Origin of the sequence: sulfur-oxidizing endosymbiont of Gigantopelta aegis, assembly GCF_016097415.1 — a bacterium.
GTDB lineage: Bacteria > Pseudomonadota > Gammaproteobacteria > GRL18 > GRL18 > GRL18.
The window spans coordinates 101245-127052 of record NZ_JAEHGE010000003.1 but is presented as its reverse complement, the minus strand read 5'-3'; the positions used below and the strand labels follow the sequence as shown (position 1 = coordinate 127052).

31 protein-coding genes and 5 pseudogenes are annotated in these 25808 nt (G+C 38.6%); 25 read left to right on the top strand and 11 right to left on the bottom strand.

Annotated elements, in window-relative coordinates:
- Nucleotides 1-785 precede the first annotated feature (785 nt).
- From JEU79_RS24100 to JEU79_RS24090, 3 genes are all read left to right on the top strand, one after another.
- Nucleotides 786-1076, top strand: coding sequence for a BrnT family toxin (locus JEU79_RS24100; RefSeq protein ID WP_198266474.1), 291 nt, complete (start codon nucleotides 786-788; stop codon nucleotides 1074-1076).
- Nucleotides 1054-1296 carry a CopG family transcriptional regulator gene (locus JEU79_RS24095; RefSeq protein ID WP_198266473.1) on the top strand — a complete coding sequence of 81 codons (243 nt, stop codon included), beginning with the start codon at nucleotides 1054-1056 and terminating at the stop codon, nucleotides 1294-1296. Before JEU79_RS24100 ends, JEU79_RS24095 begins: the two co-directional genes overlap by 23 nt.
- A 91-nt stretch (nucleotides 1297-1387) precedes the next feature.
- Nucleotides 1388-1846, top strand: coding sequence for a PhzF family phenazine biosynthesis protein (locus tag JEU79_RS24090; RefSeq protein WP_198266472.1), 459 nt, complete (start codon nucleotides 1388-1390; stop codon nucleotides 1844-1846).
- Nucleotides 1847-1864: 18 nt separating this feature from the next.
- Here the strand turns inward: JEU79_RS24090 and JEU79_RS24085 are convergent, their stop codons facing one another.
- Both JEU79_RS24085 and JEU79_RS24080 read right to left on the bottom strand, forming a co-directional pair.
- On the bottom strand, nucleotides 1865-2947 hold the full coding sequence (locus tag JEU79_RS24085; protein ID WP_198266471.1) for an IS4 family transposase: 1083 nt from the start codon (nucleotides 2945-2947) through the stop codon (nucleotides 1865-1867).
- A gap of 72 nt (nucleotides 2948-3019) precedes the next feature.
- Nucleotides 3020-3160 (bottom strand): hypothetical protein, encoded by a 141-nt coding sequence (locus tag JEU79_RS24080; RefSeq protein ID WP_198266470.1) that lies wholly within the window; start codon nucleotides 3158-3160, stop codon nucleotides 3020-3022.
- A 25-nt stretch (nucleotides 3161-3185) separates the two neighbouring features.
- On the opposite strand from JEU79_RS24080, the gene JEU79_RS24075 reads away from it, so the two are divergent.
- The gene (locus JEU79_RS24075; RefSeq protein WP_198265406.1) at nucleotides 3186-3428 is read left to right on the top strand and encodes a hypothetical protein; all 243 of its coding nucleotides are present in this window, start codon (nucleotides 3186-3188) and stop codon (nucleotides 3426-3428) included.
- Here the strand turns inward: JEU79_RS24075 and JEU79_RS24070 are convergent.
- The 3 genes from JEU79_RS24070 to JEU79_RS24060 all read right to left on the bottom strand — a co-directional run bounded on the left by JEU79_RS24070 (nucleotide 3420) and on the right by JEU79_RS24060 (nucleotide 4865).
- The gene (locus JEU79_RS24070) at nucleotides 3420-3884 is read right to left on the bottom strand and encodes a hypothetical protein (protein WP_198266469.1); all 465 of its coding nucleotides are present in this window, start codon (nucleotides 3882-3884) and stop codon (nucleotides 3420-3422) included. The genes JEU79_RS24075 and JEU79_RS24070 overlap by 9 nt on opposite strands.
- Nucleotides 3885-3972: 88 nt before the next feature.
- Complete coding sequence (locus JEU79_RS24065) at nucleotides 3973-4215, bottom strand: hypothetical protein (RefSeq protein ID WP_198262510.1); 243 nt, start codon at nucleotides 4213-4215, stop codon at nucleotides 3973-3975.
- Nucleotides 4212-4865 carry a transposase family protein gene (locus JEU79_RS24060; protein WP_198266468.1) on the bottom strand — a complete coding sequence of 218 codons (654 nt, stop codon included), beginning with the start codon at nucleotides 4863-4865 and terminating at the stop codon, nucleotides 4212-4214. The genes JEU79_RS24065 and JEU79_RS24060 overlap by 4 nt, the downstream gene beginning before the upstream one ends.
- A gap of 515 nt (nucleotides 4866-5380) precedes the next feature.
- On the opposite strand from JEU79_RS24060, the gene JEU79_RS24055 reads away from it, so the two are divergent.
- The 7 genes and pseudogenes from JEU79_RS24055 to JEU79_RS29040 form a co-directional block, all read left to right on the top strand.
- On the top strand, nucleotides 5381-5545 hold the full coding sequence (locus tag JEU79_RS24055; protein WP_198266467.1) for a hypothetical protein: 165 nt from the start codon (nucleotides 5381-5383) through the stop codon (nucleotides 5543-5545).
- A 223-nt stretch (nucleotides 5546-5768) separates the two neighbouring features.
- On the top strand, nucleotides 5769-5945 hold the full coding sequence (locus tag JEU79_RS28225) for a hypothetical protein (protein ID WP_343074944.1): 177 nt from the start codon (nucleotides 5769-5771) through the stop codon (nucleotides 5943-5945).
- A pseudogene (gene istA / locus JEU79_RS28220) lies at nucleotides 5920-6510 on the top strand (IS21 family transposase); the annotation flags it as partial. The gene JEU79_RS28225 and the pseudogene istA, both read left to right, overlap by 26 nt.
- A 14-nt stretch (nucleotides 6511-6524) precedes the next feature.
- On the top strand, nucleotides 6525-7295 hold the full coding sequence (locus tag JEU79_RS28215; RefSeq protein ID WP_343074942.1) for a Mu transposase domain-containing protein: 771 nt from the start codon (nucleotides 6525-6527) through the stop codon (nucleotides 7293-7295).
- A 13-nt stretch (nucleotides 7296-7308) separates the two neighbouring features.
- Entirely contained in the window at nucleotides 7309-8070 is a 762-nt protein-coding gene (istB, locus tag JEU79_RS24045; protein WP_425511204.1) for an IS21-like element helper ATPase IstB, read from the top strand.
- A 349-nt stretch (nucleotides 8071-8419) separates the two neighbouring features.
- Entirely contained in the window at nucleotides 8420-8647 is a 228-nt protein-coding gene (locus JEU79_RS29045) for a PhzF family phenazine biosynthesis protein (RefSeq protein ID WP_425511202.1), read from the top strand.
- A gap of 746 nt (nucleotides 8648-9393) precedes the next feature.
- Nucleotides 9394-9612 (top strand): annotated as a pseudogene (locus JEU79_RS29040) (S4 domain-containing protein); the annotation flags it as partial.
- On the opposite strand, the pseudogene JEU79_RS24030 reads toward JEU79_RS29040, so the two are convergent.
- Nucleotides 9595-9834, bottom strand: a pseudogene (locus JEU79_RS24030) (redoxin domain-containing protein); the annotation flags it as partial. The pseudogenes JEU79_RS29040 and JEU79_RS24030 sit on opposite strands and share 18 nt — an antisense overlap.
- 435 nt (nucleotides 9835-10269) lie before the next feature.
- Here JEU79_RS24030 and JEU79_RS24025 point away from each other — a divergent pair.
- From JEU79_RS24025 to JEU79_RS24010, 5 genes and pseudogenes are all read left to right on the top strand, one after another.
- The gene (locus JEU79_RS24025) at nucleotides 10270-10806 is read left to right on the top strand and encodes a hypothetical protein (protein WP_198266465.1); all 537 of its coding nucleotides are present in this window, start codon (nucleotides 10270-10272) and stop codon (nucleotides 10804-10806) included.
- Between the two features lie 95 nt (nucleotides 10807-10901).
- Nucleotides 10902-10997, top strand: a pseudogene (locus JEU79_RS27180) (IS1595 family transposase); the annotation flags it as partial.
- Nucleotides 10998-11024: 27 nt separating this feature from the next.
- On the top strand, nucleotides 11025-11333 hold the full coding sequence (locus JEU79_RS24020) for a hypothetical protein (protein WP_198266464.1): 309 nt from the start codon (nucleotides 11025-11027) through the stop codon (nucleotides 11331-11333).
- Nucleotides 11334-11447: 114 nt separating this feature from the next.
- Nucleotides 11448-12602, top strand: a pseudogene (locus JEU79_RS24015) (IS3 family transposase).
- A 114-nt stretch (nucleotides 12603-12716) separates the two neighbouring features.
- Nucleotides 12717-13841 (top strand): TIGR00341 family protein, encoded by a 1125-nt coding sequence (locus JEU79_RS24010; RefSeq protein WP_198266463.1) that lies wholly within the window; start codon nucleotides 12717-12719, stop codon nucleotides 13839-13841.
- A gap of 16 nt (nucleotides 13842-13857) precedes the next feature.
- Here JEU79_RS24010 and JEU79_RS24005 read toward each other — a convergent pair whose 3' ends face one another.
- The 3 genes from JEU79_RS24005 to JEU79_RS23995 are packed head-to-tail and all read right to left on the bottom strand — an operon-like array spanning nucleotide 13858 to nucleotide 15942.
- Nucleotides 13858-14622: a 5-oxoprolinase subunit C family protein gene (locus JEU79_RS24005; RefSeq protein ID WP_198266462.1), complete on the bottom strand. Its 765-nt coding sequence runs from the start codon at nucleotides 14620-14622 to the stop codon at nucleotides 13858-13860.
- A complete protein-coding gene (locus tag JEU79_RS24000) occupies nucleotides 14615-15307 on the bottom strand; it encodes a LamB/YcsF family protein (protein WP_198266461.1) in 693 nt (230 codons plus the stop codon). The genes JEU79_RS24005 and JEU79_RS24000 overlap by 8 nt, the downstream gene beginning before the upstream one ends.
- On the bottom strand, nucleotides 15301-15942 hold the full coding sequence (locus JEU79_RS23995; protein WP_198266460.1) for a 5-oxoprolinase subunit B family protein: 642 nt from the start codon (nucleotides 15940-15942) through the stop codon (nucleotides 15301-15303). The genes JEU79_RS24000 and JEU79_RS23995 overlap by 7 nt, the downstream gene beginning before the upstream one ends.
- Before the next feature lie 191 nt (nucleotides 15943-16133).
- Here JEU79_RS23995 and JEU79_RS23990 point away from each other — a divergent pair, with 191 nt between their 5' ends.
- From JEU79_RS23990 to mutM, 7 genes are all read left to right on the top strand, one after another.
- Nucleotides 16134-17258, top strand: a complete 1125-nt coding sequence (locus JEU79_RS23990; RefSeq protein ID WP_198266459.1) for an ABC transporter ATP-binding protein — start codon at nucleotides 16134-16136, stop codon at nucleotides 17256-17258.
- Complete coding sequence (locus JEU79_RS23985) at nucleotides 17255-18028, top strand: ABC transporter permease subunit (protein ID WP_198266458.1); 774 nt, start codon at nucleotides 17255-17257, stop codon at nucleotides 18026-18028. The genes JEU79_RS23990 and JEU79_RS23985 overlap by 4 nt, the downstream gene beginning before the upstream one ends.
- Nucleotides 18029-18039: 11 nt before the next feature.
- Nucleotides 18040-19272 (top strand): GldG family protein, encoded by a 1233-nt coding sequence (locus tag JEU79_RS23980; protein ID WP_198266457.1) that lies wholly within the window; start codon nucleotides 18040-18042, stop codon nucleotides 19270-19272.
- Complete coding sequence (locus tag JEU79_RS23975; RefSeq protein WP_198266456.1) at nucleotides 19272-19523, top strand: hypothetical protein; 252 nt, start codon at nucleotides 19272-19274, stop codon at nucleotides 19521-19523. The genes JEU79_RS23980 and JEU79_RS23975 overlap by 1 nt, the downstream gene beginning before the upstream one ends.
- Nucleotides 19523-20455 (top strand): DUF4340 domain-containing protein, encoded by a 933-nt coding sequence (locus JEU79_RS23970; protein WP_198266455.1) that lies wholly within the window; start codon nucleotides 19523-19525, stop codon nucleotides 20453-20455. The genes JEU79_RS23975 and JEU79_RS23970 overlap by 1 nt, the downstream gene beginning before the upstream one ends.
- A gap of 152 nt (nucleotides 20456-20607) precedes the next feature.
- Nucleotides 20608-20898 (top strand): hypothetical protein, encoded by a 291-nt coding sequence (locus JEU79_RS23965; protein ID WP_198266454.1) that lies wholly within the window; start codon nucleotides 20608-20610, stop codon nucleotides 20896-20898.
- A gap of 45 nt (nucleotides 20899-20943) precedes the next feature.
- Nucleotides 20944-21759 (top strand): bifunctional DNA-formamidopyrimidine glycosylase/DNA-(apurinic or apyrimidinic site) lyase, encoded by an 816-nt coding sequence (gene mutM / locus JEU79_RS23960; RefSeq protein WP_198266453.1) that lies wholly within the window; start codon nucleotides 20944-20946, stop codon nucleotides 21757-21759.
- Between the two features lie 173 nt (nucleotides 21760-21932).
- On the opposite strand, the gene JEU79_RS23955 is transcribed toward mutM, so the two are convergent.
- Complete coding sequence (locus JEU79_RS23955) at nucleotides 21933-23060, bottom strand: hypothetical protein (RefSeq protein WP_198266452.1); 1128 nt, start codon at nucleotides 23058-23060, stop codon at nucleotides 21933-21935.
- 414 nt (nucleotides 23061-23474) lie between these two features.
- Here JEU79_RS23955 and JEU79_RS23950 point away from each other — a divergent pair, with 414 nt between their 5' ends.
- Together JEU79_RS23950 and JEU79_RS23945 are read left to right on the top strand one after the other, a co-directional pair.
- Complete coding sequence (locus tag JEU79_RS23950) at nucleotides 23475-24539, top strand: methyltransferase domain-containing protein (RefSeq protein WP_198266451.1); 1065 nt, start codon at nucleotides 23475-23477, stop codon at nucleotides 24537-24539.
- A 116-nt stretch (nucleotides 24540-24655) separates the two neighbouring features.
- Entirely contained in the window at nucleotides 24656-25420 is a 765-nt protein-coding gene (locus JEU79_RS23945; RefSeq protein ID WP_198266450.1) for a PP2C family protein-serine/threonine phosphatase, read from the top strand.
- Nucleotides 25421-25500: 80 nt separating this feature from the next.
- Here JEU79_RS23945 and JEU79_RS23940 read toward each other — a convergent pair whose 3' ends face one another.
- Nucleotides 25501-25794 (bottom strand): hypothetical protein, encoded by a 294-nt coding sequence (locus tag JEU79_RS23940; protein ID WP_198266449.1) that lies wholly within the window; start codon nucleotides 25792-25794, stop codon nucleotides 25501-25503.
- Between the last annotated feature and the right edge of the window lie 14 nt (nucleotides 25795-25808).

Below are 25808 nucleotides of genomic sequence, written 5' to 3'. Positions count from 1 at the left end.
TTATATGTAAAAAATAAAAAACAATAAGTGCAATTAAAATCATTTAAAAACAAAAACCATTTGCACTTGTAAAGTTATAATAAAACTAAATATATTACCTCCTTCGCTAATTATTTTTGGCGTGGCGGTAGCGTGAAGCAAAGAGGTTTAAAAACACCACTTACAAGGTTTAAGTCAAGTGTAAACGGTGGTAGTTTTAAGTTCTAAAACCAAAAGAATGCGAGTTAAGCGTAAAGAAAACTAAAAAGGTTAAATATGGCATCACCATATAACAAGTTAATTAAGCCGTTCGCAAGTTCACTCGGACTTCCAAAAAGAGGCGCTACGCTTCTCTTTTTGGAATCCGCTTATTAAAGACGTTATGTGTAATTAAAAAAGAAAAGCATAAAAAGGTAAATTTAAGTTTCGTGCTAATGATGCCGCTCTTTTAAAGCTTACCAAGTCATCAAATTAAGGGGGTTAGGCATAACCTTTGTTTTACCTAAACCCGAAGTTAAGTAGTTTAAAACACAATTTGTTCAGTTCTTTTATCGACAGTTGTGGTAAATTTAAAATCAAAAAACAAAGAAGCAACAAAAACAAATAAACTAAAATTTGAAGCGAGCAAAGTCTGTTGTTAAATATTTGGTCTCACATAACAAGGCAATTAACACCATTCGCTTGTCGCTCATTCGGACGTCCAAAAGCCGCGCTCCACGCGTTTTTGGTCGCCGGTTATTTATAACGTTAGCACCCATAAAAACAAAAGTATGGCTATTTAGCCATATCAGTGTTATATTTATTCTATGAGTGAACAGGACTTCGAATGGAATGAAACAAAAAACCAAGATAATCAACAAAAACATGGTGTTACATTCTACGAGGCGCAACATGCTTTCTTAGATACAAACCGTGTTATTGCTGAGGATTTGGAGCATAGCCAAGCTGAAAAACGATATTATTGTTTCGGCTTAAATGAACAAGGCAGTGGCATTCTTACGGTTAGGTTTACTTATCGGTCTGGTTGCATCCGTATATTTGGTGCAGGTTATTGGCGCAAAGGTAAAAAGATCTATGAACAAAACAATTCAATATAGTAACGAGCCAATCGGTGATTTAAATCTAATACCTGATTTTTTACCATCACCGGCAGAACTTGCACTCAAACAACAAAACACTAAAGTCACAATCTCACTTAGTTCGGAGAGTGTTGCTTATTTTAAAGACACTGCAAAAAAACATCACATGCAGTATCAAAAAATAATTCGGCAATTACTCGATGAGTATGTGGCTCACCAAAAAAGTGCTAACAAGTAGCTCAACCCGACCATTTATACGCCGTTTCGCTTCGCTGCACTTTGTATAAATGGCCGGTTAGCATGAGCGTTATGTTAAAAAAGAGTGAAAAATGAAAATAACACTATATCAAATTGATGCATTTGCAAATCAACAATTTGAAGGGAACCCCGCTGCAATATGTCCATTAAAAGAGTGGCTACCTGATGAGCTAATGCAAAAAATAGCAGTCGAAAATAATTTGTCAGAAACAGCTTACTTTATCCCAACTGATACGGGTTATGAAATAAGGTGGTTTACACCAGCTCATGAAGTAAATCTGTGCGGACATGCAACACTAGCATCAGCATATGTCATATTTAATATATTGAGTTACAAAGAAAATACAATTTCATTTTCATCAAAAAGCGGAGATTTAACAGTTATAAAAAATAATGACTGGCTGGAAATGAATTTCCCATCTCAAGAACCAGAAATATGTGCAACACCTGAACAAATAATAAAGGCATTTGAAATAGAACCTGTTGAGAGCCTGAAATCAGAAGACTATATTGTGGTCTTTAAAAACTGAGGGATCCCCACGAATTTTTTAACAAATGTCAACAACTTGTTGCGTAAAATTTGAAATATTTTCAAAAACCATTTTAATTTCCTTCTTTTTAATTTTATACCGTTTATCTCGAATAATTTGAATCCCAATATAAACGTTAGAAAGCACAGTTCTATGCCTGATTGTATTGGCTTGTAAGTCATAGTGATATTTTTTATTCACAGCAACTTTGCCAATACACCAAAGTAAAAACTGTGTCAGTGCTGCGACTAATAATAAATTATTATATCGCTTTGCAGATTTAGATTTTGCTTGTGCAAGACCAATACCATACTGTTGATTTTTTGTATCTCTGAAACCTTCTTCAATTTGCATGCGAAATTTATACAGCCTAACGACTTTCTTTGGCTTGTTGATTTCTTTAGGTAAATGAGAAACTAATAGCCAGGGTTGTTTTGCTTTTTTAGAATAGTAAAGGCTCTTTGCATCTTGAGAAATTCCTCCACGTTTTTTTCTTTTATGTTTTCCCTTTTCAGTCCCATGAAATAAAGTACCCTCACAAGGAAATGCTGTGCTTTTGCTATAGAAGATCGTACCTAATCCTGTTGGCGTTGTGGTCGCTTGCTTCATTATAGTAGTACAACCTTCAAATTTTTCACCCTCTAATGAGATCTGTACATTGCCCCGAACTCGACCAACCCAAAACCATCCCTTTGCTTCAATTGTTTCAAACCAGGGTGTTTTAAAAATTGCATCGGATAAGATAATGGGTTGGCAACCCTCTGGCAATATTGCTTCAAGTTCATCCAGAAAAGTATTATGAACCTGAGTATTATTCAATTTCTTTTCTTCGAAACATTCTTCATAAATAGTAAGTGAACGACCACCCATTGGTATGGATATTCTGAGTAGTTGAAAAATTTCACTACCTGGTATTGGCGACCAATCAGCTATAAGAACAGGGTGCTTTTGTTCACCAACCAATTGCAATGTCAAATACTGATAGAGATCTTTACGTTCATTGTGCAGGTGTATATTGCCAATTAATCTGTCCATTCTTTTGATATCATGCTTTGTTTTCGTTTTTGAATGAGCCCTCAAGTTTCTGCCCAAGCCAGTCACTGTTACCTGATGCTCAGATATTGCTGAATTAACACCTGCGATGAGTGCTGTCAGGGGTCTCCTGAAAGTGTCCTAATCTTGGCCATTTGAAAATGTCATTTCTTCTTCTGCTTTTTCTTCCCAATTTTTAAAAAAATCTTTTGTTCTACTTGGATTTTCTTCTGTCTTCTTCTTCCGTTTTTCTTTGCTGTACTTTTTCTTGCTTTTCCTCAACTATCTCAGGTAGAGGAAATACTCAATGCCACGTTCAGGAACTTGCAAGTGCTTGCACTGCCACACTTTTTTCAAACCCAACCCCCGCTCTAAAGGTCGTCAGAAATTCTGCTCAGCACCTGAGTGTCGACAAGCCAGTAAGGCCGCCAGTCAAAAAAAATGGCTGCAAAAACCTCAAAATAAAAACTACTTCTGTGGCACTGTCAATGTCCAGCGTGTTCAGCCAGCAAAACTCGGTGAAGTAACTTATTCTTATGAATTAAGCTGAAAACAGCATTTTTGTTTGCCTGATGCTTTTTAAAATTTTTTTGTTCTTTCTTTCTAAATAGCAGGCACGGGAGATGCTGCGTTTAATCGACGCATTTTCCCTAAAATAGGTTTGTTTTCTTATTTTTACAGGTCTCATCTCCTCATAATCGTCTCTGTACAATAAAAAATCCATTAAATGTTCCCAGGAGTCCATCACAAAAAAGGTAATAACCCCTCTGAACTTTTCCCACATTAATTTTTTAGAGCCAAACTTTTTACGACAAGCTTGATAAGCCCCATCGGTTAATTCAAAAATTTGATGGAAATAAAAAGCCAGCAAGGTTAACAGATACATATTAAAGCTCAGGTGCTTCTTCCCATGACCATAATTATGCTCAATGTGATAGCCTTGGTTCTTTAATGTGTTGAAACATTCGTTTTCTATTTTCCAACGACATCGACCCGCCTGGGTCATTGTTTGAATATTATGTTCACTGATCTTTATGTCGGTGACCCAGCTATTTCGGTAGATAATTTTCCCTGCGGTATTGGTGAGGGTATATTCAAAAAGTTAACTTCAATGGCATTTTTTCGCCATGTAAAGGGACATTATTTTTCCATCGATAATGATGTTGGTGCCCTTTTTCGTCAATCCAGTCCATTGATGGGAGTTCAGAAAATGCTTCAAGCCATTCAAATAAATATGTGTGATCACCAGGTTTGGCAACCAATAAATAATGCATCATTTCTTCAATTATATCTTCTATCATAGGTTGATGTGACATCAAACCATCACCACAAATCATAAATCCTTGTCTTGGATGTGCTTTTTTAGATTGGCTATAAAACGTTTGGCTGCATTACTTTCACAATCCTGTTTTTTTGTACCATCCGTATTTTGTATTGCTTCAGGCATGACAGGGAGCACTTGTTTTTTATCGGGGTGCATAATGGCACCTTGTAAAACAGCATGACTGTAGGTTATTTCACCCGTTCTATGTTCTTTATGAAGACAACAGTCACAATGGATTTGCTTAGAGGAATAATATTGCGTGCCATCAATAACACAAAGCAATGTGTTGGGTAATATGGCATACTCTTCAAGATGCTTATGTCGTCTGAGTCGTTCAAATAAATCTTTAAATGCAGGTGCAAATGTTTTAGAGGGTATGAGATCCAAAATGTCTCTTAGTTGACTATTTTTAGGAATTTTTTCAACATTAAAAAGAGTGCGTAAATTATTTTGATTCTGTTCCTCTTCCATCTGTTTCTGAAATTCACTTAAAGAGGGATCTTGAAAATACATGCAGGCAAAAGCACTCATAAGCACATCATGTTGACTGTAATCACACTTTCCTTGTACTCGGCTATCTTTGATTGCATGAAAGTGCAGTGAGATGGCCTGTTTCAGGGCAGAAAAACTTAAATGTTTTTTTTGCTGACTTAAAGAGGCCAAAATTCACAGTACCAAGCATATAAAAGGGAAATATTTTTTAACATGAAGTCATTCAACCAATTGAAAAACAAGAGTTTGATCTCTTGTTTCTCAAAATGCAAGCTTTTTATTCGATTTTTTTAATTTTGCTAAAGTTACTGCGAAAAGTTTTTTTATTTCTGCTTGGTAAGCACCACTACAACTCAATTGTTCATCTCAGCGAGAATTGCTGGTGTTCAGCAATGGCGTTCCCAAAATCCAAAATACTGGAAAATAGTACAACAATCATTGGATAACCCATTACCGTTACAAGATACCTTAATCACGCAAGCGATTGATATAAAAGAGAAAAACAGACGATCTTAACGCCAATGCGTTACAAGAGATCTTAAAGTCTCAACCCACTGTTTTAATAGGATTAATTGCACATCTTATCGGTAGTACGTTACAAGATGACATAGTCGAGAGTGGTCTGAAACTGCGAGAATTAGGCGAGGATCTTTTACTCAACACTCACCTAAAACAAGGAGAAAACAATGACCGAGCATCCTATGCCCAATCCAGGGCAATTACGTCAAATCCCTCTCAGTTCAGTTGGATCGATCACCGCCTGGTTCGTGATGGCCACTTTGAGTCTTGCTCTTGTGAATCAATGGCATTTTATTTATTTTTACTTACCGTTGCCGATCAAAATGGGCTGAGTTATTACTCACAACCGAGCTTAATGAAACAGTTGAATATAGGGACATTAAAGTTCACTCAGGCACGAACAGAACTCACAGGCCAAACTAATCACTTATAAACATCCTTTGTATCAAGTCCTATCTTTATCCCCATCAGCCAAATCTGACCCCGTTAGACAAACCTCATCTTCACCTGTCCACATAAAACAAATACTCAAACAATTAAATGCTGGAGGCCATCATGATTGATTATGAAGCCTGGTGCCGTATGAAACAGTATCAACAGGATAAGCTGAACGTAGGTCAGATTGCACAAAAGATGGATCTGAGATCACCGCACAGTAGAGAGCTGGCTACAGGAAAAACATTATCGACCACGGAAACCGGCAGCACAAAACAGCAAACTCGATCCCTATAAGGATGATATTGTCAGTTTGCTGGAAAAGCATGCTTATACGGCGACTCAGCTCTTTCAACGAGTACAGGAGGAGGGTTATGACGGGAGCTACTCTGTGGTCAAACGTTATGTTCATCAGGTTCGACCCAAACGAAAGCCCGCTTTTTTAACCTTAGCCTTTGCACCAGGTGAAGCTGCTCAGGTTGACTGGGGCCTGTACAAAACCATTCAAGTGGGTGAAACCACTCGCAAGCTGAACTTCTTTGTGATGGTGTTATGCCATTCCAGAATGATGTACGTAGAATTCACTTTATCACAAAGCATGGAACACTTTCTGGCCTGTCATCAACATGCTTTTGAGTTCTTTGGTGCCGTGCCGGAAAAAGTCATGATTGATAATTTGAAGACGGGCGTTCTCTCTCGCCCTGCAGGAGAAGATATTGTTTTTAACCCTAAATACTTAGACTTTGCACATCATTATGATTTTAGAATTAAAGCCTGTGGCGTTCGTAAGGGCAATGAAAAAGGTCGGGTTGAAAACGGGGTGGGTTATGTCAAAAAAACTTCCTCAATGGCCTGGAGTTGACTCAGTTTGAGATCTTGAATCCAGCCATTAAAATCTGGATGGCTGACATTGCTAATGTGCGCATCCATGGCGAAACCCGAAAAAAGCCAGTGGATTGTTTGCCTGAAGATGTGCAGGCCATGCGCTCTTTGCCCATTAACCGATATGACATTGCACGGATTGAAACCGTCCGCTCGACCAAACTGTTTCGCATCAGTCTGGATTCTAACCGCTATTCAGTGCCCGCAGAATATGCCAGCCAGTCTCTGACCTTAAAAATCTATCCCGAGCGACTTTGTGTTTATGATCAGGAAAAACTCATTGCCCGACACATTCGCAGCTTTGAGCGCCATCGTGATTTTGAAGATCCGGACCATCCCAAAGAATTGCTAGCCCAGCGCAGACGTTCAGAAGATCAAAAACTGTTTCAACGCTTTATTGCACTGTCACCTCGTGCCAGTGATTACTATCAAAAGCTGGCTCAGAAGCGTTTAAACCCTAAAGTTCATGTGCGAAAGATTGTTGGCCTCAGTGAAATCTATGGCATTGAAGCCACTGAACGAGCCATGCTGGATGCCTTTGTCTTTGAAGCCTTCAGTAGTGAGTATGTGGCCAATTTATTGGAACAGCGACTCAACAAATTACCCGAAGCAGGTGCTTTGCATTTAACCCGCAGTGAAGACTTACTCGACATTACGTTAGAAAAACCCGACATCAATATTTATCAACCTAAAGAAATCAAAGGAACAACTTATGACTCAACCATCCAGTTTGAAACAAAACAATCAAACAAAGAAGAAAAGTGAAGCCATTCAAATGATGCTTGATATGCCCACTGATAAAGAAGTCGAAAGACTACTTGAACAGTTGAAATACCTTAAGTTGCCTGGTATTGCCGAGCATTATGAAGAGACGGCTTTAAAGGCTAATAAAGACAGTTGGTCTCATGTTAATTACCTGACTCAGTTAATTGAGTTGGAAAATAATAGGCGACAGGAAAGAGCAATTGAACGTAAAGTGAAAACGGCTCGATTCCCATTTGTGAAAACACTACAGCAGTTCAGTTGGAACTGGCCAAAGAAAATTAATCAACTGCAGATCAAGGATCTCTTTCGGCTACAGTTTTTAAAGCAACACACTAATATTATTTTACTGGGTGGCGTTGGCTTAGGAAAAACGCATCTGGCCACCGCCTTAGGTCATCATGCCTGTCTCAATGGAAAACGGGTCTTGTTTACAAATACGGTGGATGCCATTAACTCACTCATTGTGGCACAGAAATCGGGTCGTTTGAAACTGGAAATGCGCAAATACATTAAACCTGAAATCCTCATTTTAGATGAACTGGGCTACTTACCCATTGATAAGAATGGAGCCGATATGCTGTTTCAAATCATCTCTGGTCGTTATGAAGTGGGCTCAACGGTGATCACCACCAATCGTGCCTTTAAGGACTGGCCAGAGATCTTTAACAATGACAGCACATTGACCTCAGCATTGCTGGATAGATTACTGCATCATGCTCAGACAGTGGTTATTGAAGGAAAAAGCTATCGTATGAAAGATCAGATTGAAAGTTAAAGGGAAGTCATTCAAATCCCAGATCATGACTTGATCTGGGAGTCATTGAGGTGATCTGGCCGAAACAATTTCAAATGGCCAACTCTTTACAAATTCACGAGACCGCTGTCAATGAGTGCCTTTAATCTGATTTTATGCATATCAGGGCATGCAGATAATAATTTTTTATGTAATAATTGTGTTGCTTTCATGGCGTTCTCCAAATTGCTTTGTGGTGAACTAATTTGATCATAGTTCGCCATGAAAGTCGATCAATTTCTAAAATTTCAACGAGTTACTAAAAAATTCGTGGGGATAACTCAGCTTTAAAAATGAAGAAGAAATATTAAAAGCCAAGCCCAATCTATCGTTGCTTTCTGAATTAGACTTGAGGGGTGTGGCTATTACAGCCCTGGGGAGTCAATATGATTTTATTACAAGATTTTTTGCGCCGAAATATGGAATCAATGAAGATCCAGTAACAGGTTCGGCATTCACACAACTTATACCCTATTGGTCTAAAAAACAGGTAAAAAGAAATGTTTGCAAAGCAAGTATCCACTCGAGGCGGGGAAGTAAATTGCATCTATTTAAATGATAGAGTTTGCATATCTGGTAAAGCAGCTAAATATATGGTTGGTAAAATAGAAATATAAACATAACAAATAGCTCCAGCGGATAATTTAAAGCGTCACTTTTTTTGCTTGTGCAAAAACGTGCCACTTTAAATTGCCGCTGAGCAAGGCGTTAGAAATACAAAATAGAATAAACACGCATCCAAAATTATTAGAACTAAAACCAGAAAAAGCATGGAAAAAGAAAGCAGAAAAACAATTAAAATACTTCTATCTGCGCTTATAGCGTAAATTATCTATGGATCAGTTATATATCTAACAACACCAGCTTTAAAAAATATGTTTAAAAATATAAATATTATCATGGTGTTGTTTTTAGTGATTGTAAATTTCATTTATTGGTATAGCATTAGAAAGAAATACAAAAAAGAAGCGCAAAACGCCACAATTATTTTTATGTTTCTTTCAATAATCATGCTGTTTTTAAATGCAAAAAATTTCTAACAAGAAAATTAAGCCGTTCGCAAGCTCACTCGGACTTTCCAAAAGAGGCGCTGCGCTTCTCTTTTGGAAATCCGCTTATTAAAGACGTTATGCAGTCAAGAAATTAAGTACGATTGTAATTTTTAACCCTATTCCTATCAAAGAGGGAAAGGGGAAATAAACTTTTATCCCTCCGTCCCCTTTAATTTAAAAAGAAAGATTGACCTACCATGTCTGACCGATTTACAGCAAATAAAAAACAACTCTCCTCCCTTTTCTCGATACACAGCTAAAGGGCTGGACTCGCAGTAAGATTAAACAACGGCTTAAAACAGGATGTGTATTTGTTGATGGTCAGTCAGTTACTCAGTATAACTACAAGCTAAACGTCGGCAGTCTGGTGGAAGTTAGGGCTTCTGCAAAAGGTATTTCACGTGGCAACAAATTATTAGAGATTTTGTATTCAGATCGAGATTTGATTTCAGATGTCAATGGACAGTCCTAGGAGTTCGGTATTGATTGATTTAAACTCTTCAGCACGTTTTGCAAAAGCAATAAATTCTGTGGTACAGACCGGTGTAAAATCAGCAGGATGAGAGAAAAGAATCAACCATTTTCCCAGATAATCCTGGTTGCTTTTATGGCCATGTGTTGTTACTGCATTAAAAGCTGGAGCAGGTTCATTTAAACGAGGAAATTGAATCATTGTTTCATTTGAGTTTTCCATAATAGTTCTCCAATAATTTTGTCTAAGTTTTAAAGAAATTTTTATCTTTAAGTTGTCTTTAGAATATAACCAAAGACTAATATAGTAAATCGACAAATAGCGATTGTTGTAATCGTTATTTTAGATGAAGGGAATACTGATTTGGCTATCAGATCATAGTCTGACAGTATTAACCTAAAAAAATCAGTTGAACCTACTGCGACGACCGCCTTATGCACTGAATCTTAAGGATTTTTTCCAGAACATTTTGACTTCACCCGTAGGATGACTACGAATAAAGTCAAAATAACCTGTAAAACCCTTAATCTTCAGCACCTAAGTCGCTCTCGTTACGATTCAACTGATTATTTTAGGATTAAAACTCCTTGAAAGCCAATAATGACTGTGTCATTGTTGGCTTTTCTTTGACTAAGGACTTATAAAGTACAGTTCAATATGAAATATTTACATAAGGCGCTCTTTATTTTTGATGAACTTTCAATCGATATCATCGAAACGATTACAAACAACGATTTTGGCACTGAAATTGTTTCAATAGAAAAGAGTAAATTTCTCAACAATCCCTTAGAATATTTTTCAATTGCGAATCACCTGATTCTTTGTGGTGATATGATGCTCGTGAATCAGCTACTTGAATTTGCCTATACCCATAGTGCTAATGGTCAGCAATGTACTCTGGCATTCCTGCCTTTGCCAACACAAAAATTATTACGTCACTCCTACCAGTTATCAAGCAACTTGCAAGATAATATTGAAGTGGCTTTAAGAGATGACACACAGGCTATAAATTTACTTGAGTGTAATGGGAAAATCATTCAATTTAAAGCGGTGATCGGTATGATTCCATTGCTTGAAAGTTGGCAACCCAGTCCATCAGTCGGTGCATTCATACAAAATATTTTTCTGGGTCTTAAACAGTTTTTTTCACTGTCCCTAGATAAGTTGAGCATTGAAACAGAAAAAGAAACTTGATTACCCACAAAGCTCCGCCATATTTCGATAATTATACTATAATTATACTATAATTATACTATAATTAAAGTATAGATTATGTGTGGAGTAGAATGATGTCAAAAAATAAAATTCAGTTTCAAGAAGGTTATAGTTTATTTGAGCTTTTTAATGATTATGGCACTGACAAACAGTGCCGACAAGCCTTATTTAAATGAAAAGAAAAGCAAATAAAAACCGTGGCCAGTGGTTTCTTTATTGTTAATCAAAATCGCGGTAGTCGCCTTTCAAGAGTACTCCAGCAAACCAGTTCGATGCGTTCTGAGCAATTATCATTAATTATTCTGTCGCCATTTTCAGCTGTCGAATATTTTCTTTTTCTTTTTTCGCTGGTGTTTAATATTAACAAAGAAGATTCTCTGCCTCATGCAGTTTCTAATATAAAAAGTAAGCAAGTAATTATTGATGTAGAAAATTCTCCCACTGACGCCAGCAAGAAAACACCCGATGTAATCCTTGATGAGCAAAGTCATGCAACTTTCCCTTGAAATTTAAGGTCATTAAACATGCTGTGAAAATAAATGCACCTGAGAAATATAGTGGACCCCGAAAACTGGACAATAGGTTAAGATATAAGAGCTAACCTAACGGGGAACAAAAAAATGAGCACAAAAAGAAAAACATTCAACAACAAATTTAAAGCAAAAGTAGCCATTGAGGCTTTGAAAGGTCAAAAAACAGTCGCAGAAATTGCGTCAGAATTTGAAGTGCACACCACCCAGGTCAATAGCTGGAAAAAGCAGATGCTTGATGGTGCAGCCGATACTTTTTCAAAAAAATTAGAGAATAAAGATGCTGAACATGAAAAGGAAAAAGAACACCTGTACAGCCAAATAGGTCAACTAAAAGTAGAGGCTGACTGGCTGTCAAAAAAGTTGAAGATGTTCAACTGAGTAGAGCAGAAAAGCGGTGTTGCATAGAAAAAGAGCACCCTCAGTTGAGCATCAAAAACAATGTGAGCTTATCGGCCTGAACCGTTCAAGCTATTACTATCAACCTAAAAAGCCTCTGCAAAATAAAGATTTAACATTAATGAATTTGATTGATGAGTTGTACATAAAACATCCATTCTATGGCAGTCGTCAAATTCGTAATGCATTAAGATTGAAATGTTATAAAATTAATCGTAAAAAGTTCAACGGCTTATGCGGATCATGGGATTGGTTTCAGTGGCACCAAAACCCAATACCAGCAAGCCTTGCAAAGTAAATAACCTCTATCCATATTTGCTCAAAGGAATTGATATTAATAGGAATAACCAGGTTTGGTGCACAGATATCACGTATTTACGGATGCCACATGGATTTGTCTACCTAAGTGCTGTTATGGACTGGAGTAGCCGTTTTGTGCTGTCCTGGGAAGTGTCAACCAGCATGGAAGAAAGCTTTTGTATCAGTAGTCTGGAAACAGCACTGCGACGATATGGAAAGCCAGAAATCTTCAATACGGATCAAGGTGCTCAATATACTAGCAGAGCATTTACAGGTGTTCTAAAGGCCAATGATATAAAAATCAGCATGGACGGCAAAGGCAGAGCAATGGATAACATTATGATTGAACGACTCTGGCGAAGTGTAAAATATGAGGAAATTTACCTCAAGGATTACCAAAGTATTGATGAGCTAAAGAGCTCATTAAAGGAATATTTTGAGTTTTACAACCATGAACGACCACACAGTACACACGGTGGAAAAACGCCTGCAGAGATCTATGGCGTGATGAAAGAAGTTGTTCCAGACTTAAAACGGGCAGCATGATGAGAGGATAATCAACTTTACTGGCAACCGCCTTGTCCACATATCCACAGGCCAAGCCAGTAGCCCTGAGATATATCGCAAGCGTCTCTGGACTACTGGCAGACCTGTGGATATGTGGATAAGACTAATACTATAAATAACCAACAGAATTATATCTTAATATTTGAGAAAGCTGTCTTGACAATGGGGTCCACTGTAAAATTCTGGCAACTTAACCCTATTTTAAATACTGACAAAGAAGCTATTCGCATTGATAATTTACCTGATGAGAATGAAAGGGGGAAATATTTCAAGCAACGTTTACCCTTTTTCTCAGTGGCTTCTGAAGAGCGTTTTAAAGATCTTTTTTTACAATTACGAATAGATGCCCAGATTAATTCACTTTATATTGTTTTAATACTGCTAAGTACGTTGCTGGCAAGTTTAGGCTTGTTTGCAAATAGTGTCGCAATCGTCATTGGAGCCATGTTGTTAGCACCATTGATGTCACCGCTCATTTCATTTTCAATGGGTTTATTAAGAGGTGAAAATAAGCTATTAATAAACTCTATGATAAAAATTGTTATAGGCATTAGTCTGGCAGTATTAGCCTCATCATTATTAACGCTAGTGTTACCTCAGGTTGACTTAAGCAACGAGATTAAATCACGTATTCATCCGAACCTGATCGATCTGGGAGTAGCAATTATTTCCGGTATTGCGGCTGCTTATACTAAAGCACATAAAGAACTTTTAAATAGCATTGCAGGCGTTGCCATAGCGGTTGCATTAGTACCACCATTGGCAGTTGCAGGTATTGGACTGGGTCGTGGTGAACTTTATATTTTTGAAGGGGCTTTGTTACTGTTCATTACTAACCTGATTGGTATTACGCTATCAAGTGTGCTCACTTTTCAATTTCTTGGCTTTTCAAATACAGTAAAAAATAAAAAAAGTCTTGGTTTTATTGTTATCAGTTTAATTCTGCTTTCCTATCCCTTGTATCGTACCTATAGTGATAGCCTGCAGCGTTATCAATTTTCAAAAAGTTTACAAAATCAAGAAATAGTAATTAATAAAAAGCCAATATTAGTAGAAAATGCCGTCATAGAATATCAGAATAATATGAATATTATCAATCTGACCATTGTTTTAAAACAGACCTTGAGTAATGAGGAATTACAACTATTGAAAGCAAAAATTGAACAGCAATTTTCCAGCAAACATCAGATCAGAATTAGTATGAAATTTGTTTTATGATAATCAAGCTGTGTCCCTATAAGCTTAATAATTCTTGTTCTCTTTGCTGCAATAATGCTTTGGCTGTTGAAAGTTTTATTAATTCAAAATGCACCACTGAGCCAATTTTATATTGTGCTAAAAAATCAAGATCGGTTTTAATCACACTAAAAATTCTCGGATAACCACCCGTGACTTGTCTTTCTCTCAATAATACAATCGGGCCATTGGCAGTTAATTGAATAAGGCCGTCATCCACAATTGAAGAAGTAATATCAAATTGTCTGGCTTGGATTTTCGCAACTCCTTTTGTCGCAGTTTCTAACCTCAGTCCACCTAAATCTGAATTTGCAGATATGACAAAGGAACTAGCCAAAAATGTTTCTGGATCGGCTAAATAGTCATATTCAGGTCCTTTTATCAGCCTGATTTTCTCTGGTGCTGGAGCAAAACAATGGGTAAACTCTCTACGGTTTCGTCCAATTTGCCTCTGCTCATAAGCACTGGCTATTAAATACAGGCGAAAACCTTGTTCAAGGTGAATAAACCTCAAAACATCATTTTCATTGGCAGCATAGACCGTATTTTGCTCTATTGTCACACCATTTAAGGTGATATCACGATAGTGAGCGCCACCGAGAACAAATATACACGTCTGTGAAAATACTGCTTCATCTGCATAGATGATTTCCATTGCCTTAAAGTGTTCGGGCTGGTCTAATAATATTTTACAAGTTTGAAAAGATAATTCATCACTATGACCACCTTCAAAGGCGAGTGAATTTTTTGCCAGTTTAAACACCTTTGATTGCTCGAAGTAAGTCTAGGGCATGTTCTGAATCAGAATGTATACAACCTGTATCAGCATTAACTTTATGGACTTGCTTATCAATCACTAAACGATTCTGCTGAAAGTTTTTAAACTGCTCAATAGCTTCATCTACATCATTCAGCAAGGCATCCTGCTCTTTGCGACTTTTTAAGGTTAATCGATTGTGCTCATAAACATAGCGCCGATCCAAAAAGACCTCATGCATAACTGCAATTGGATCATCTTCACCTGCTGAACAATAGCGAGCAACTTCAGAGTGCTGTGGACAAAGAATTTCATTAATACCTGCTTCTTTTGCCCAATTAATGATTAACAGCGCAAGCTTTTTATTACTATTGGCTTCATTGTAAAGCGCACCATGAAGCTTTAAGGTTTTAACCTCATAGAGACGTGTATATTGCTGATCTAAAGATTTTAAAAGTGCTTGATCGTCAATGGAAATAACCCTTCTACCAAAATTTTCTCTATCGGGATAACTCAGATGCACACTCGGCTTCACGCCATGCTCTTTTGCCAGTGAATAATAATAAGCAATACTTTGTTCATCACCAGCATGACCACCACAAGCAATATTAGCAATATCAATGACCGCCATCAGTTGATCATCAATTTCATGAGCAAGGCCTCGCTCTCCGATGTCACAATTAATCAGCATTTTTTTCCTTCTGTAATAATTGCCTTGAAAACAATTTTATCACCCGCTTCGAGGCAAGCAAAATCAGTAAAATGGGTATTGGCTATAATATGCCAGCCTCCGGGTGAATCCTCGACATAAATACCACATTGATCGCCACCTATAGCAACTGAGCCTTTACTCACCCGATTTCTAGGACTCGCTCTTCTGGGTAGTACTAAGCCTTTATCCAAACCCAGCAAGTAAGGAAAGTTACCCTTAAAGCCTAGCATGGCAATGGTATAAGTGTTTTTTTGATGGCGTTGGATAAATTCTTTTTGGCTTAGTTTGAGTGTTTGGCAAACATAATCAAGATCTAGGCCATCATAAATCAGTTTAATCGTATGGGTTTTATAAATATTTTTTTCTGTTGATTCGTGGGCTTGTAACAAGGTTTCACGCAAAAAATCCGGTGCATCAAAAAGAGGGCTACTGCTGGTGAAAGCAATGGCTATGGAGTTAAAACAAGGAGTGATTTTTAACAGCCCCAGCGTTTGAAAATCTAAATGTTCCATTAAGTAGCGATAAATCTTTAAAATTGTTTCGCTGAGATCCAAAGATATTGTGTTTGAAAATTTATATTCAATCACTGTCTCGTTTATAATCGTTAAGTGCATATTTTTTTACTACTCAAAACAAAAATGAGCCATAATCGGCCTGAATTTCGGGCAAAAAGACCACCAGGTGGCTTTACCAAAAGTATTTTACAATTTGCTCTGGTGAAAAGTATAGCAGCATCCCATTTAGACCGATAAATTCATGCTACAATATTAACCTATAAAATAATAACACGCTGAAAATAACCATAATGCCAGCATTAAACACCCCAACAGATAGTGATAATAGCCACAATGAAATCCTCATTGAAGTAAATCAGCTGTCGCGACATTTTTCTAATACCAATAAAAATAACGCAGCGATTATTGCTGTCGATGCCATCAGTTTTAACTTGCATCGGGGTGAGGTGTTGGGCTTTTTGGGTCCCAATGGTGCTGGCAAATCCACCACCATGCAAATGCTCACCGGCAATCTGGCACCCACTCATGGTCAGATTAAAATCGCCGGCATGGATTTAATGGACAAGCCCATTGAGGCCAAGGCCAAAATTGGCTATTTACCGGATACACCACCACTATACAAAGAATTATCCGTTGATGAATACCTGAAATACTGCGCACAATTAAATCAAGTCGCTAAACCTCAAATAAGTGCAGCACTCGCAATGGCTAAGGAGCGTTGTGGTCTGACAAAACATGGCCAGCGAGTCATCAACAATCTTTCCAAGGGCTATCAGCAACGTGTCGGCATTGCTCAGGCAATTATCCACTCACCGGATATTGTTATTCTGGATGAACCCACGGTAGGCCTTGATCCTATTCAAATGGTTGAAATTCGCAAACTGATCAAAGATCTAGGTAAAACCCATAGTGTCATGCTATCCAGCCATATTTTACCTGAAATTCAAGCTATTTGTGATCATGTGCAAATTATAAATCAGGGTAAACTGGTATTTAATGCCTCTATTGCCCAACTCAATCAGCATATGCAAACTCAGACGCTACAGATGCGTTGTAGTAATCCCGTAGACATAGCCAAGATTACTGCTTTAGACAGCATCATCAAGGTAGAACAACAAGGGAATATATTCACTCTGGATTGTGCTTTTCCCAGTTCTACTGAAACAAGAGCAGAAATAAGCACAGAATCAAGCACAGAAAATCAAAACGCCATTATTCATACTTCCCAGCAATTAGTGGCCTTAGCTCAGCAAGAGCAATGGGGCTTGTATGAATTATATCCACAAAAACAAACGCTGGAAGATATTTTTATGTCTCTCACTGGTGTTGATAAGAGTCTGCAAGCCAATAACAAATCATCTCAGGTGCCAAGTTCAGACATCAGTTCAGATGCTCTCTCAGGTGCTGCGCCATGATTAAACTGATTGCCCTTCGGGAATTAAAAAGTTTATTTTTATCACCACTTGCCTGGGCAATGCTCACCGTCATGCAATTGATTACCTGCTATCAATTTCTGAGTCAATTAGAAACTTATATGCAGCTACAGGCCAAATTATCGGTACTGGACAACTCTCCCGGCATTACCGATCTTGTCATTGCTCCCCTACTAGGTGGTGTTGCGATTGTTTTATTGCTGATTGTACCTTTGTTAACCATGCGGCTGGTCAGTGAGGAACAAAAAAACCAAACCCTAACACTTTTATTCAGTGCGCCAATCTCCATGACACAAATTATTTTAGGCAAGTATCTGGGTATTCTGGGCTTCTTGTTTATTCTAGTCTTTATGATTGCTCTCATGCCCTTGTCATTACTCTTAGGCGCTGCGATTGACTTAGGACAGTTATTTTCTGCTCTATTAGGTCTATTGCTTGTGCTATCTGCTTTTGCAGCAGCCGGTTTGTACATGTCTACACTCACTCGGCAACCGGCTATTGCTGCTGTGAGTAGTTTCGGCTTACTGTTGTTTTTATGGATTATTAATTGGGCAGGCAATGGCGCTGAGGCTGAATTAGCACTGGCTGAAAATGGCTTCAATGTTCTCAGCTGGTTTTCAATTTTAGGCCATTTTGAACCCTTGCTTAAAGGGGTGTTTTCCAGCGCAGACATTGCTTATTATCTGCTCTTTATTGGACTTTTTCTGGTACTGGCTATTCGTCGTCTTGAACGTTTACGCCTGCCTCACTAACGATAAATTTTATGGAAATTAACCACAATTCAACACGCAACTTGATCTGGCAAAACCGTTTATTCATGGTATTGTTTCTGATCATCATTGGTCTACTGGCTTATTTAAGCAATCGCTATGTCTACTTGGCAGATTGGACCATTAACAATCAAAACTCACTGAACGAAGTGAGTTTACAATTACTGGATTCCCTCGAAGCACCGATTGATATTGTTTCATATACTTCTAATACTCGAATTAAACAATCCGTACGTGAGTTAGTCGGTCGCTACCAGCACCTTAAAAAAGACATGAGCCTCAGTTTCGTCAATCCCAATGCTGATCCGGAAAAAATCCGGCGCTTAAATATTGTTGTCGATGGTGAAATGATCGTTTCTTATCAAGGGCGTGAGGAACACCTCACTGAACTATCAGAGCAAGATCTCAGTAACACGATACACCGCCTGATGCGTGCCCAGGAACGAAAAATTGTTTTTACTCAGGGACATGGTGAACGCAGTCCCGATGGCGAGGCTAACTTTGATCTCAGTAGCTTTAGTAATCATTTAATCAAACAGGGCTTTTTGATTGAACAACTGAATCTGGCCAAAAAGATGCACATTTCGGACAATGTTTCGGTGCTGGTCATTGCCGGACCTCAGGCTGCTTTTTTACCCGGTGAAGTGCGCTTACTCATTGATTATGTCAAGGCAGGAGGTAACTTGCTTTGGCTGGGCGAGCCCTTAAACATTGAAAAAAATCAGCCCATGCACGGCTTATTACCCTTATCCGAATTATTAGGTATTGAGTTTCTCGATGGCGTTGTCGTTGATCCCACCACCCAACAATACGGTATTACTCAGCCTGATTATGCGATTGTCACTGAATATCCTCAACATCCCATTAACAATGGCTTCACCACGGTAACACTTTACCCTCAAGCTGCCGGCATTGAGCGACTTCCCACTTATTTGGATGAAGAAGAACAAGCCAATGAACAAGATAAAGCGCTAGATGAAAGCAATAGCTTGAATATCTCCTTAAATAAAAGCTTCACAATGCTACCGTTCTTAAGCACGATCGAGCGTAGCTGGATAGAAACCTCTCCACTTAAGAAAAAGTGCATTTCAGTGATTTACTCGATATTATCGGTCCGATCACCATCGGCATGGTACTCAGCCGTCAAATTGAGACCGCAACAAAATTTAAAGATGCTGACCAAACCCCACTCACTAGCAATATTAAAGAGCAACGTATTGTTGTGATGGGTGATGGTGACTTTTTATCGAACACCTTTTTAGGCAATGCCGGTAACTTGGCCATGGGCATGAATATTTTTAATTGGCTGAGCCATGATGAGCAATTTATCAACATTCCTACTCAGGTCAAAGATGACATTATTCTGGAGATGTCACCGGCAAAGCTGTCCCTATTAGGCGCATTTTTTCTTTTTGTGATTCCAGGCTTATTAGTCCTCAGTGGCAGCCTTATCTGGTTTAAAAGGCGTAATCGCTAATGTCTGTAGCCATTCTTTCCAGCAAGCTTGCCCGAACCAATATTATTTTATTGCTGATAGTTATTGGCTTATCCTTAATTGCCTGGTTTCAGCCGGGGCTAAAAACCACCGTTCTGCATTATCTGAGCGACTTAAAAAGTGCTGAGATTAATACCATTATTATCGAGCGCAAGGATCTGGACAGTATTAAGTTAAGCAAAAAAAAGTCCGGCTGGTACTTACAAGAACCTTATTACCTACCCGCCAATCCTTTGCGCGTCAATACGGTGCTTGCCTTAGCAGAAAAGCGCAGCTATACACAATTTCAAAGTAGCGAACAGGACTTATCCCGTTATCAACTCGATAAGCCACTTATTTCCGTTTGGCTCAACGAAACACAATTGATACTGGGTAGCGACGACCCAATCAAAAAGCAACGCTATGCCATGAATATAACGGCTAATATCAACACGGGTGATAATAACGTACACCTCATTAATGCTGCTATTTTCTATCAGCTGAGAGCTAATCTGGACTCTTTTGTTTCTCCCCATTTATTACCACCACAAGCTAAACTCACCCGCATCGAATGGTCAGACAAGCAATTACAAATAAAGGAGGGTAAGTGGGTACTCACTCCTGATTTACCTGATACCTCTTCTGATAGCATTGTCCAACTGATTCAGTTTTGGCAGCATGCACAGGCTAGGCGTGTTGAGACTCATGTCAATCTTAGCCTTACTAATGCCGAGTTATTAAATAGCCCCCGCATTATCATTCGCTATGAGCTGGCAGAAAATAATGCTAATCCGGCTAAAAGTGGGGCGATTCAATATTTAATTATCCAGGAAGACAAACAAATTAAGCTGTTACGTACTGATCTACAAATTGCATATTGGATCAGCGCCAAAACACTCAAACAATTAAGCGAATTTCTCCCCTTAAGCCCCTAATTATCAACTTTTTTGCCAAAAAACGTGAATGATTTAATACTTTCAAGCTCTTAAGCTTGCTTTAGAGAAATGACTTGACTAATATTGGTGTATAATAAAGCAACAATCTCTATAAAAGAGCTCCTCTGAGAAAACCAAGGCCAGGAAAGACAATGAAAACAATCAATACTATGCTGTTCGCACTATTAATCTCTCTATCATCTACTAGTTTTGCTGAATATGGCTATTATGATGATGAACGTGTTACCGATCAGGAAATCATTGTCGATTTATTTCTTGCCCGACCATTAGGCGCTGTAGGCAGTGTATTAGGAATGGCAACACAGGGTATTGGCTTATTATTCAGTGTGCCAGGCGAGAATTTTGGTGAAACGGGTGAAGTTCTAGTCGAAGAGCCACTTAATTATACTTTCAATCGTCCTTTAGGTCGCTTTGAAGAGTAAGAGTAGGTTTTAGTTATTCTCAGAATCAATTTACTCTAGTTTTCTATGCCTGAACTGCCTGAAGTTGAAACCACACTCCGGGGCATTTCAGCGCACGTATTAAATTCACCCATTACCCGTGTTAATATTCGCAATCCTCGCCTGCGTTGGCCAGTGCCTAGCGATTTACCCAAACAATTACTGCAACAACAATTTATCGCCATTCATCGTCGCGCCAAATATTTATTACTCAGCACCGCCTCCGGTACTTTGATCATTCATCTGGGTATGTCCGGTAGCCTGCGTATTGTTTCACCTGAAATAGCTTATGACAAACATGACCATGTAGAAATCTGCTTTGCCAATGGCAATACACTGCGTTTAAAAGATCCACGCCGTTTTGGTGCAGTTTTGTGGACAAGTGAGCCCATTGAAGCGCATTCCTTATTAAACCATCTTGGCCCTGAACCACTATCAGAAGACTTTAGTCCTGAGCTATTATTTCAGCTCTCGCGCAATAAAAGAGTCGCGGTTAAACAATTTCTGATGGACAGTAAAATTGTCGTGGGCATTGGCAATATTTACGCCAATGAAGCACTCTTTGCCAGTGGTATTCACCCCAAGCGAGCAGCGGGAAAAGTCAGCATGAAACGTTATGAAATACTCTGCCGTGAGAGCAAGCGCATCCTAGCAGAGGCTATTTCGCAAGGGGGGACGACACTCAAGGATTTTGTTGGGGGAACGGGAAAGCCGGGTTATTTTAAACAAGAACTTTTGGTCTATGGCCGTAAAGATCAGCCCTGTATACGCTGTGAAAAACCTCTCAAAGAAATCCGCCTAGGCAATCGTAGTACTGTGTATTGCACACAATGTCAGAACTAATGATTCCTAAATTCAAGTCATAAGTGTGCATGACCTAAGTTCTGGGTAATAATTAACGGTATTATTCTGTTTGTACTATTTGTGATGCGCTTCGTTCCTCAGCAGCATCCTACTGTTCTACAATCTATCACTTACACAAACGTAGGGGGGAGATTGAGAAACAAAATACACTATTATTTAGACATTGTCTCAAGATATTTTGCTTCCATTGCCGAATACTCTGCTTCTAATTTCAGGTATTTTTCCTTAAACTCCGCACTACTGCCCAACTCTTCCTCCAAGGCTTTAATGCGATTATATTGCTCCTGATTATCATCTTCCAGACCGGTGATACAACTCATCAGCTCCTTGCTTTCCTGAGCATGTCTAGCAATGACGGCTTCTGCTTCTTGAGCAGACTGATCTGTCGTTTGTTCACCACCGGACTCTTTCAATTGGCTTTTCAGGCTAGTAATTTCAGCCGTGAGGGTTTGAATTTCCATATCCATTGTTTCAATACACATTTCCGCATCTTTTAGGTTGCGTGAAATCGTGTCAATTCCGGCACTGAGTTCTGCCACATCAGGTGGTGTAGAATTATCGCCTTCTGCATTGCCTGATGCCCTATTTTGTAACTTCCAAATGTCTTCAAACTGCTGGGCAATCTTATTTTTAAGGCGCTTAATTTCATCCTTGCGCTCATTGATAATCGCCTCACTATAATCCATCGAACCCGCAACACTTTCATGGTGTTGTTCTTTATCCATGCCAATCATTTGACCCATTTCAACATAATGGGTTTTATTTTTTTCGATGATCTGTCTTATTGCATCAAAATTATCACTGCCCTCAGCCTGCTCAATAACTTGTTGATTTAATGATTCGATATCTGCCAAACTCTTACTGAGCTTAGCCTGTAATTCAAAATATAATTGCTTAAACTGTTCCAGATTATCAACACGCTTAAGCGCATTATCCAATTGTTCCTTAAAGTCACCACCTGATGCCCCTGACATATCACTTTGAGCAAGAATAGGCTCAAGATAATTTTCAAATAGCGGGGTTAATTCACTTTGAATTTTATGCCAGGTTGTCTCAGGATCGTTACTGTTTTCCAGTGCGCTGAGTTCTGCAATCATCGTTTGAAAGCCAGCAATAAAGACAAATTTGTCAACTGATGGCTTATCATCTATTGCCTTTACAGCTTCTTCACTGTTTCCTTCAATATTTCCTTCACTATCTTCTTCAGCGGCTACGACAATCGCATTGCCAAATTTTATCTGATACTGTTCCCGCACGTATTCAACCAGAGCCTGTAGCAATTCAAGAACGCGCTCCTGATCCTGGTCACTTTCTTTATCCTGAAGTTTTTCTTTAATTTTTTGATGACTTTTTTAAGATAAAACGAGTATTCACGTAGTTTTTTCCGATCTTTTATGACAAAGATAATCACTGTCACTAAAACACCAATAATAACTAAACCAATTTCACCTAAAAGAGTCCAATAAAATGGAGGGATTGTCATAAATATTGTTTCACTATTGTCTAACCTTCACTGTGTACATTGAATTAATTTATCGACGTAAGATTTTTTTACTTTAACCTCTATTAAGAATAGAAGAGCATTGCACTTTATTCAAGCCACACAAGGCTGATTAGTCACCTGCTACTTTCTTTATAAGGCGTTTTTGTATATGATTTCCACTTCCTTTTTAATGGCGGTAGGGTAGCTTGGTATGTTTGATGAAGTAAAAGATTATTATGGTAAGGTATTGCAGTCCTCAGGTGATTTGAAAACAGATGCCTGTTGCACCGACACTGATCTCCCCGAGCATTTAAAACAGGCCATGAGTAAGATCCATGCCGAGGTTGCCTCTCGTTATTATGGCTGCGGACTAGTACGACCACAAAAGCTTGAGGGCATGCGCATATTGGATTTAGGTAGTGGCTCAGGTCGTGATTGCTATATTCTCTCGCAATTAGTGGGTGAAGAAGGCTATGTTCTGGGCATTGATATGACCGATGAACAACTTGATATCGCTAATCAGTACATCGATTATCACACCGAGGTCTTCGGCTACAAGCAAGCTAATATCGCCTTTAAAAAAGGTTACATTGAACGTCTTGATGAATTAGATTTAGCAGATAATAGCTTTGATATCATTGTTTCTAATTGCGTGATCAATTTATCACCGGATAAAGAAGCCGTTTTAAAAGAAGCCTATCGAGTATTAAAGCCCGGTGGTGAGTTATATTTTTCTGATGTTTATAGTGATCGTCGTGTTCCTGAAGCATTGGTTAAAGATCCTGTGCTCTATGGAGAATGCCTAAGCGGTGCCTTATATTGGAATGATTTTTTAAATCTGGCCAAACAGTGTGGATTTAAAGATCCACGTCTGGTGGAAGATCGGCCTCTGGCCATTGATAATGCCCAAATCGAAACACTCATCGGCCATATTAATTTTTATTCTGCCACTTATCGTTTATTTAAGTTGGATAATCTGGAAAGTGCCTGTGAAGATTATGGTCAAAGTGTTGTCTATCAAGGGGGCATTCCACATCACGAAGAGATATTTGTCCTGGATGCTCATCATGCCATTGAAAAAGGACGCCACTTTCCCGTTTGTGGCAATACCTGGAGAATGTTACAGGAAACTCGCTTTAAACCTCACTTTAAATTTTATGGCGATATGAGCAAGCACTTTGGAATTTTTGCAGGTTGTGGCACCAATATTCCCTTTGAGAGTAGTCAATCAGGTACAAACGCCACGAGCAATGATTCCAGTGGAGGCTGTTGTTAATATAATCTTCATCAGAGAACAAAGAAATCCGTGCATATTTTTCAAACTAGACTATGATTGTTTTACTAATGAATTTTAACTTACCTTCTTTAACTTAAGGAATATTAAACTAATTTATGCTATCACGTTTCCTATCCATAAAATGTAAGGCTCATGGTAAAACTGACACGGGTCGATCCAGAAAGCATAATGAAGATAATATACGCCTGAATTCAGATAATAATCTTTTTATTCTCGCTGATGGCATGGGTGGACATCAATCCGGTGAAGTTGCCAGCAAAATGGCTGCTGACACCGTTGAGCAAGCATTAACCCAACCAAGCCAAGCTCAACCCAGCCGCAGTGATGTAGAGTTTGCTGAAGTTTCAGCCGTCACAGCCGCCATTGAAAAAACCAATTTAAAGATTTGTCAGGCCAATACGGATCGCGGTATGCTTAAGGGCAAGGGCATGGGAACGACTATTGTCGGTTGCTGGTATCTGCCTGAACGTAAAATGTCTATTATTTTCAATGTCGGCGATAGTCGTGCTTACACCTATCACAAGCAATCACTGACGCAACTCAGCACTGATCATTCGCTATTACAGCTTTGGAAAGATAAATGTTTTGAAGGTGATGAACCCCCAGCCAATGTATTAACTAAGGCACTTGGCCCCTATCCTGAAGTTGCTCCGGATGTTTCTTTGCACCCAGCAAAAAAGGGTGAGAAAATATTATTATGTTCGGATGGCCTGACCACAATGGTCAGTGATGAGCAAGTCCTGGACATTCTTATCAAATATGAAAACTCAGCTGAAAGCATTCCTGAACATTTAATTAATGCAGCGAATGCAGCGGGTGGCGAAGATAATATTTCAGTGATTCTTATTTCTTTTAGTTAGTGTTTATTCGTTTATTCTAGAATTATTTGATAATTTTGACCGTAGGGTGGGCAGATAAAGCCATGCCCACCCTACGCCCTCTAGCACTTATATCTTTTTATTAAGGCTTCTGACGCTAGAAATTTTAATTTTTGCATCAACTTCAATTCTTCTGTTTTAATAGTCAGCTCACCAGACTTAAAACGATCACCATAGAATAGGCCAATGGCTTTTTTCTTTACCAATACAGGTAAGACAATAAAGGTTTCTGCATCAATAATCTGCTGATGCCAGGCAGGGATTTTTTTTAGAATTTTATCATCTCTGGTATCCTCAATAAAAATATCTGCCCCTTTTTCTAATGCCAGATGGAATACATCCGGCTTATATTTCATGCTAAATTGAAACT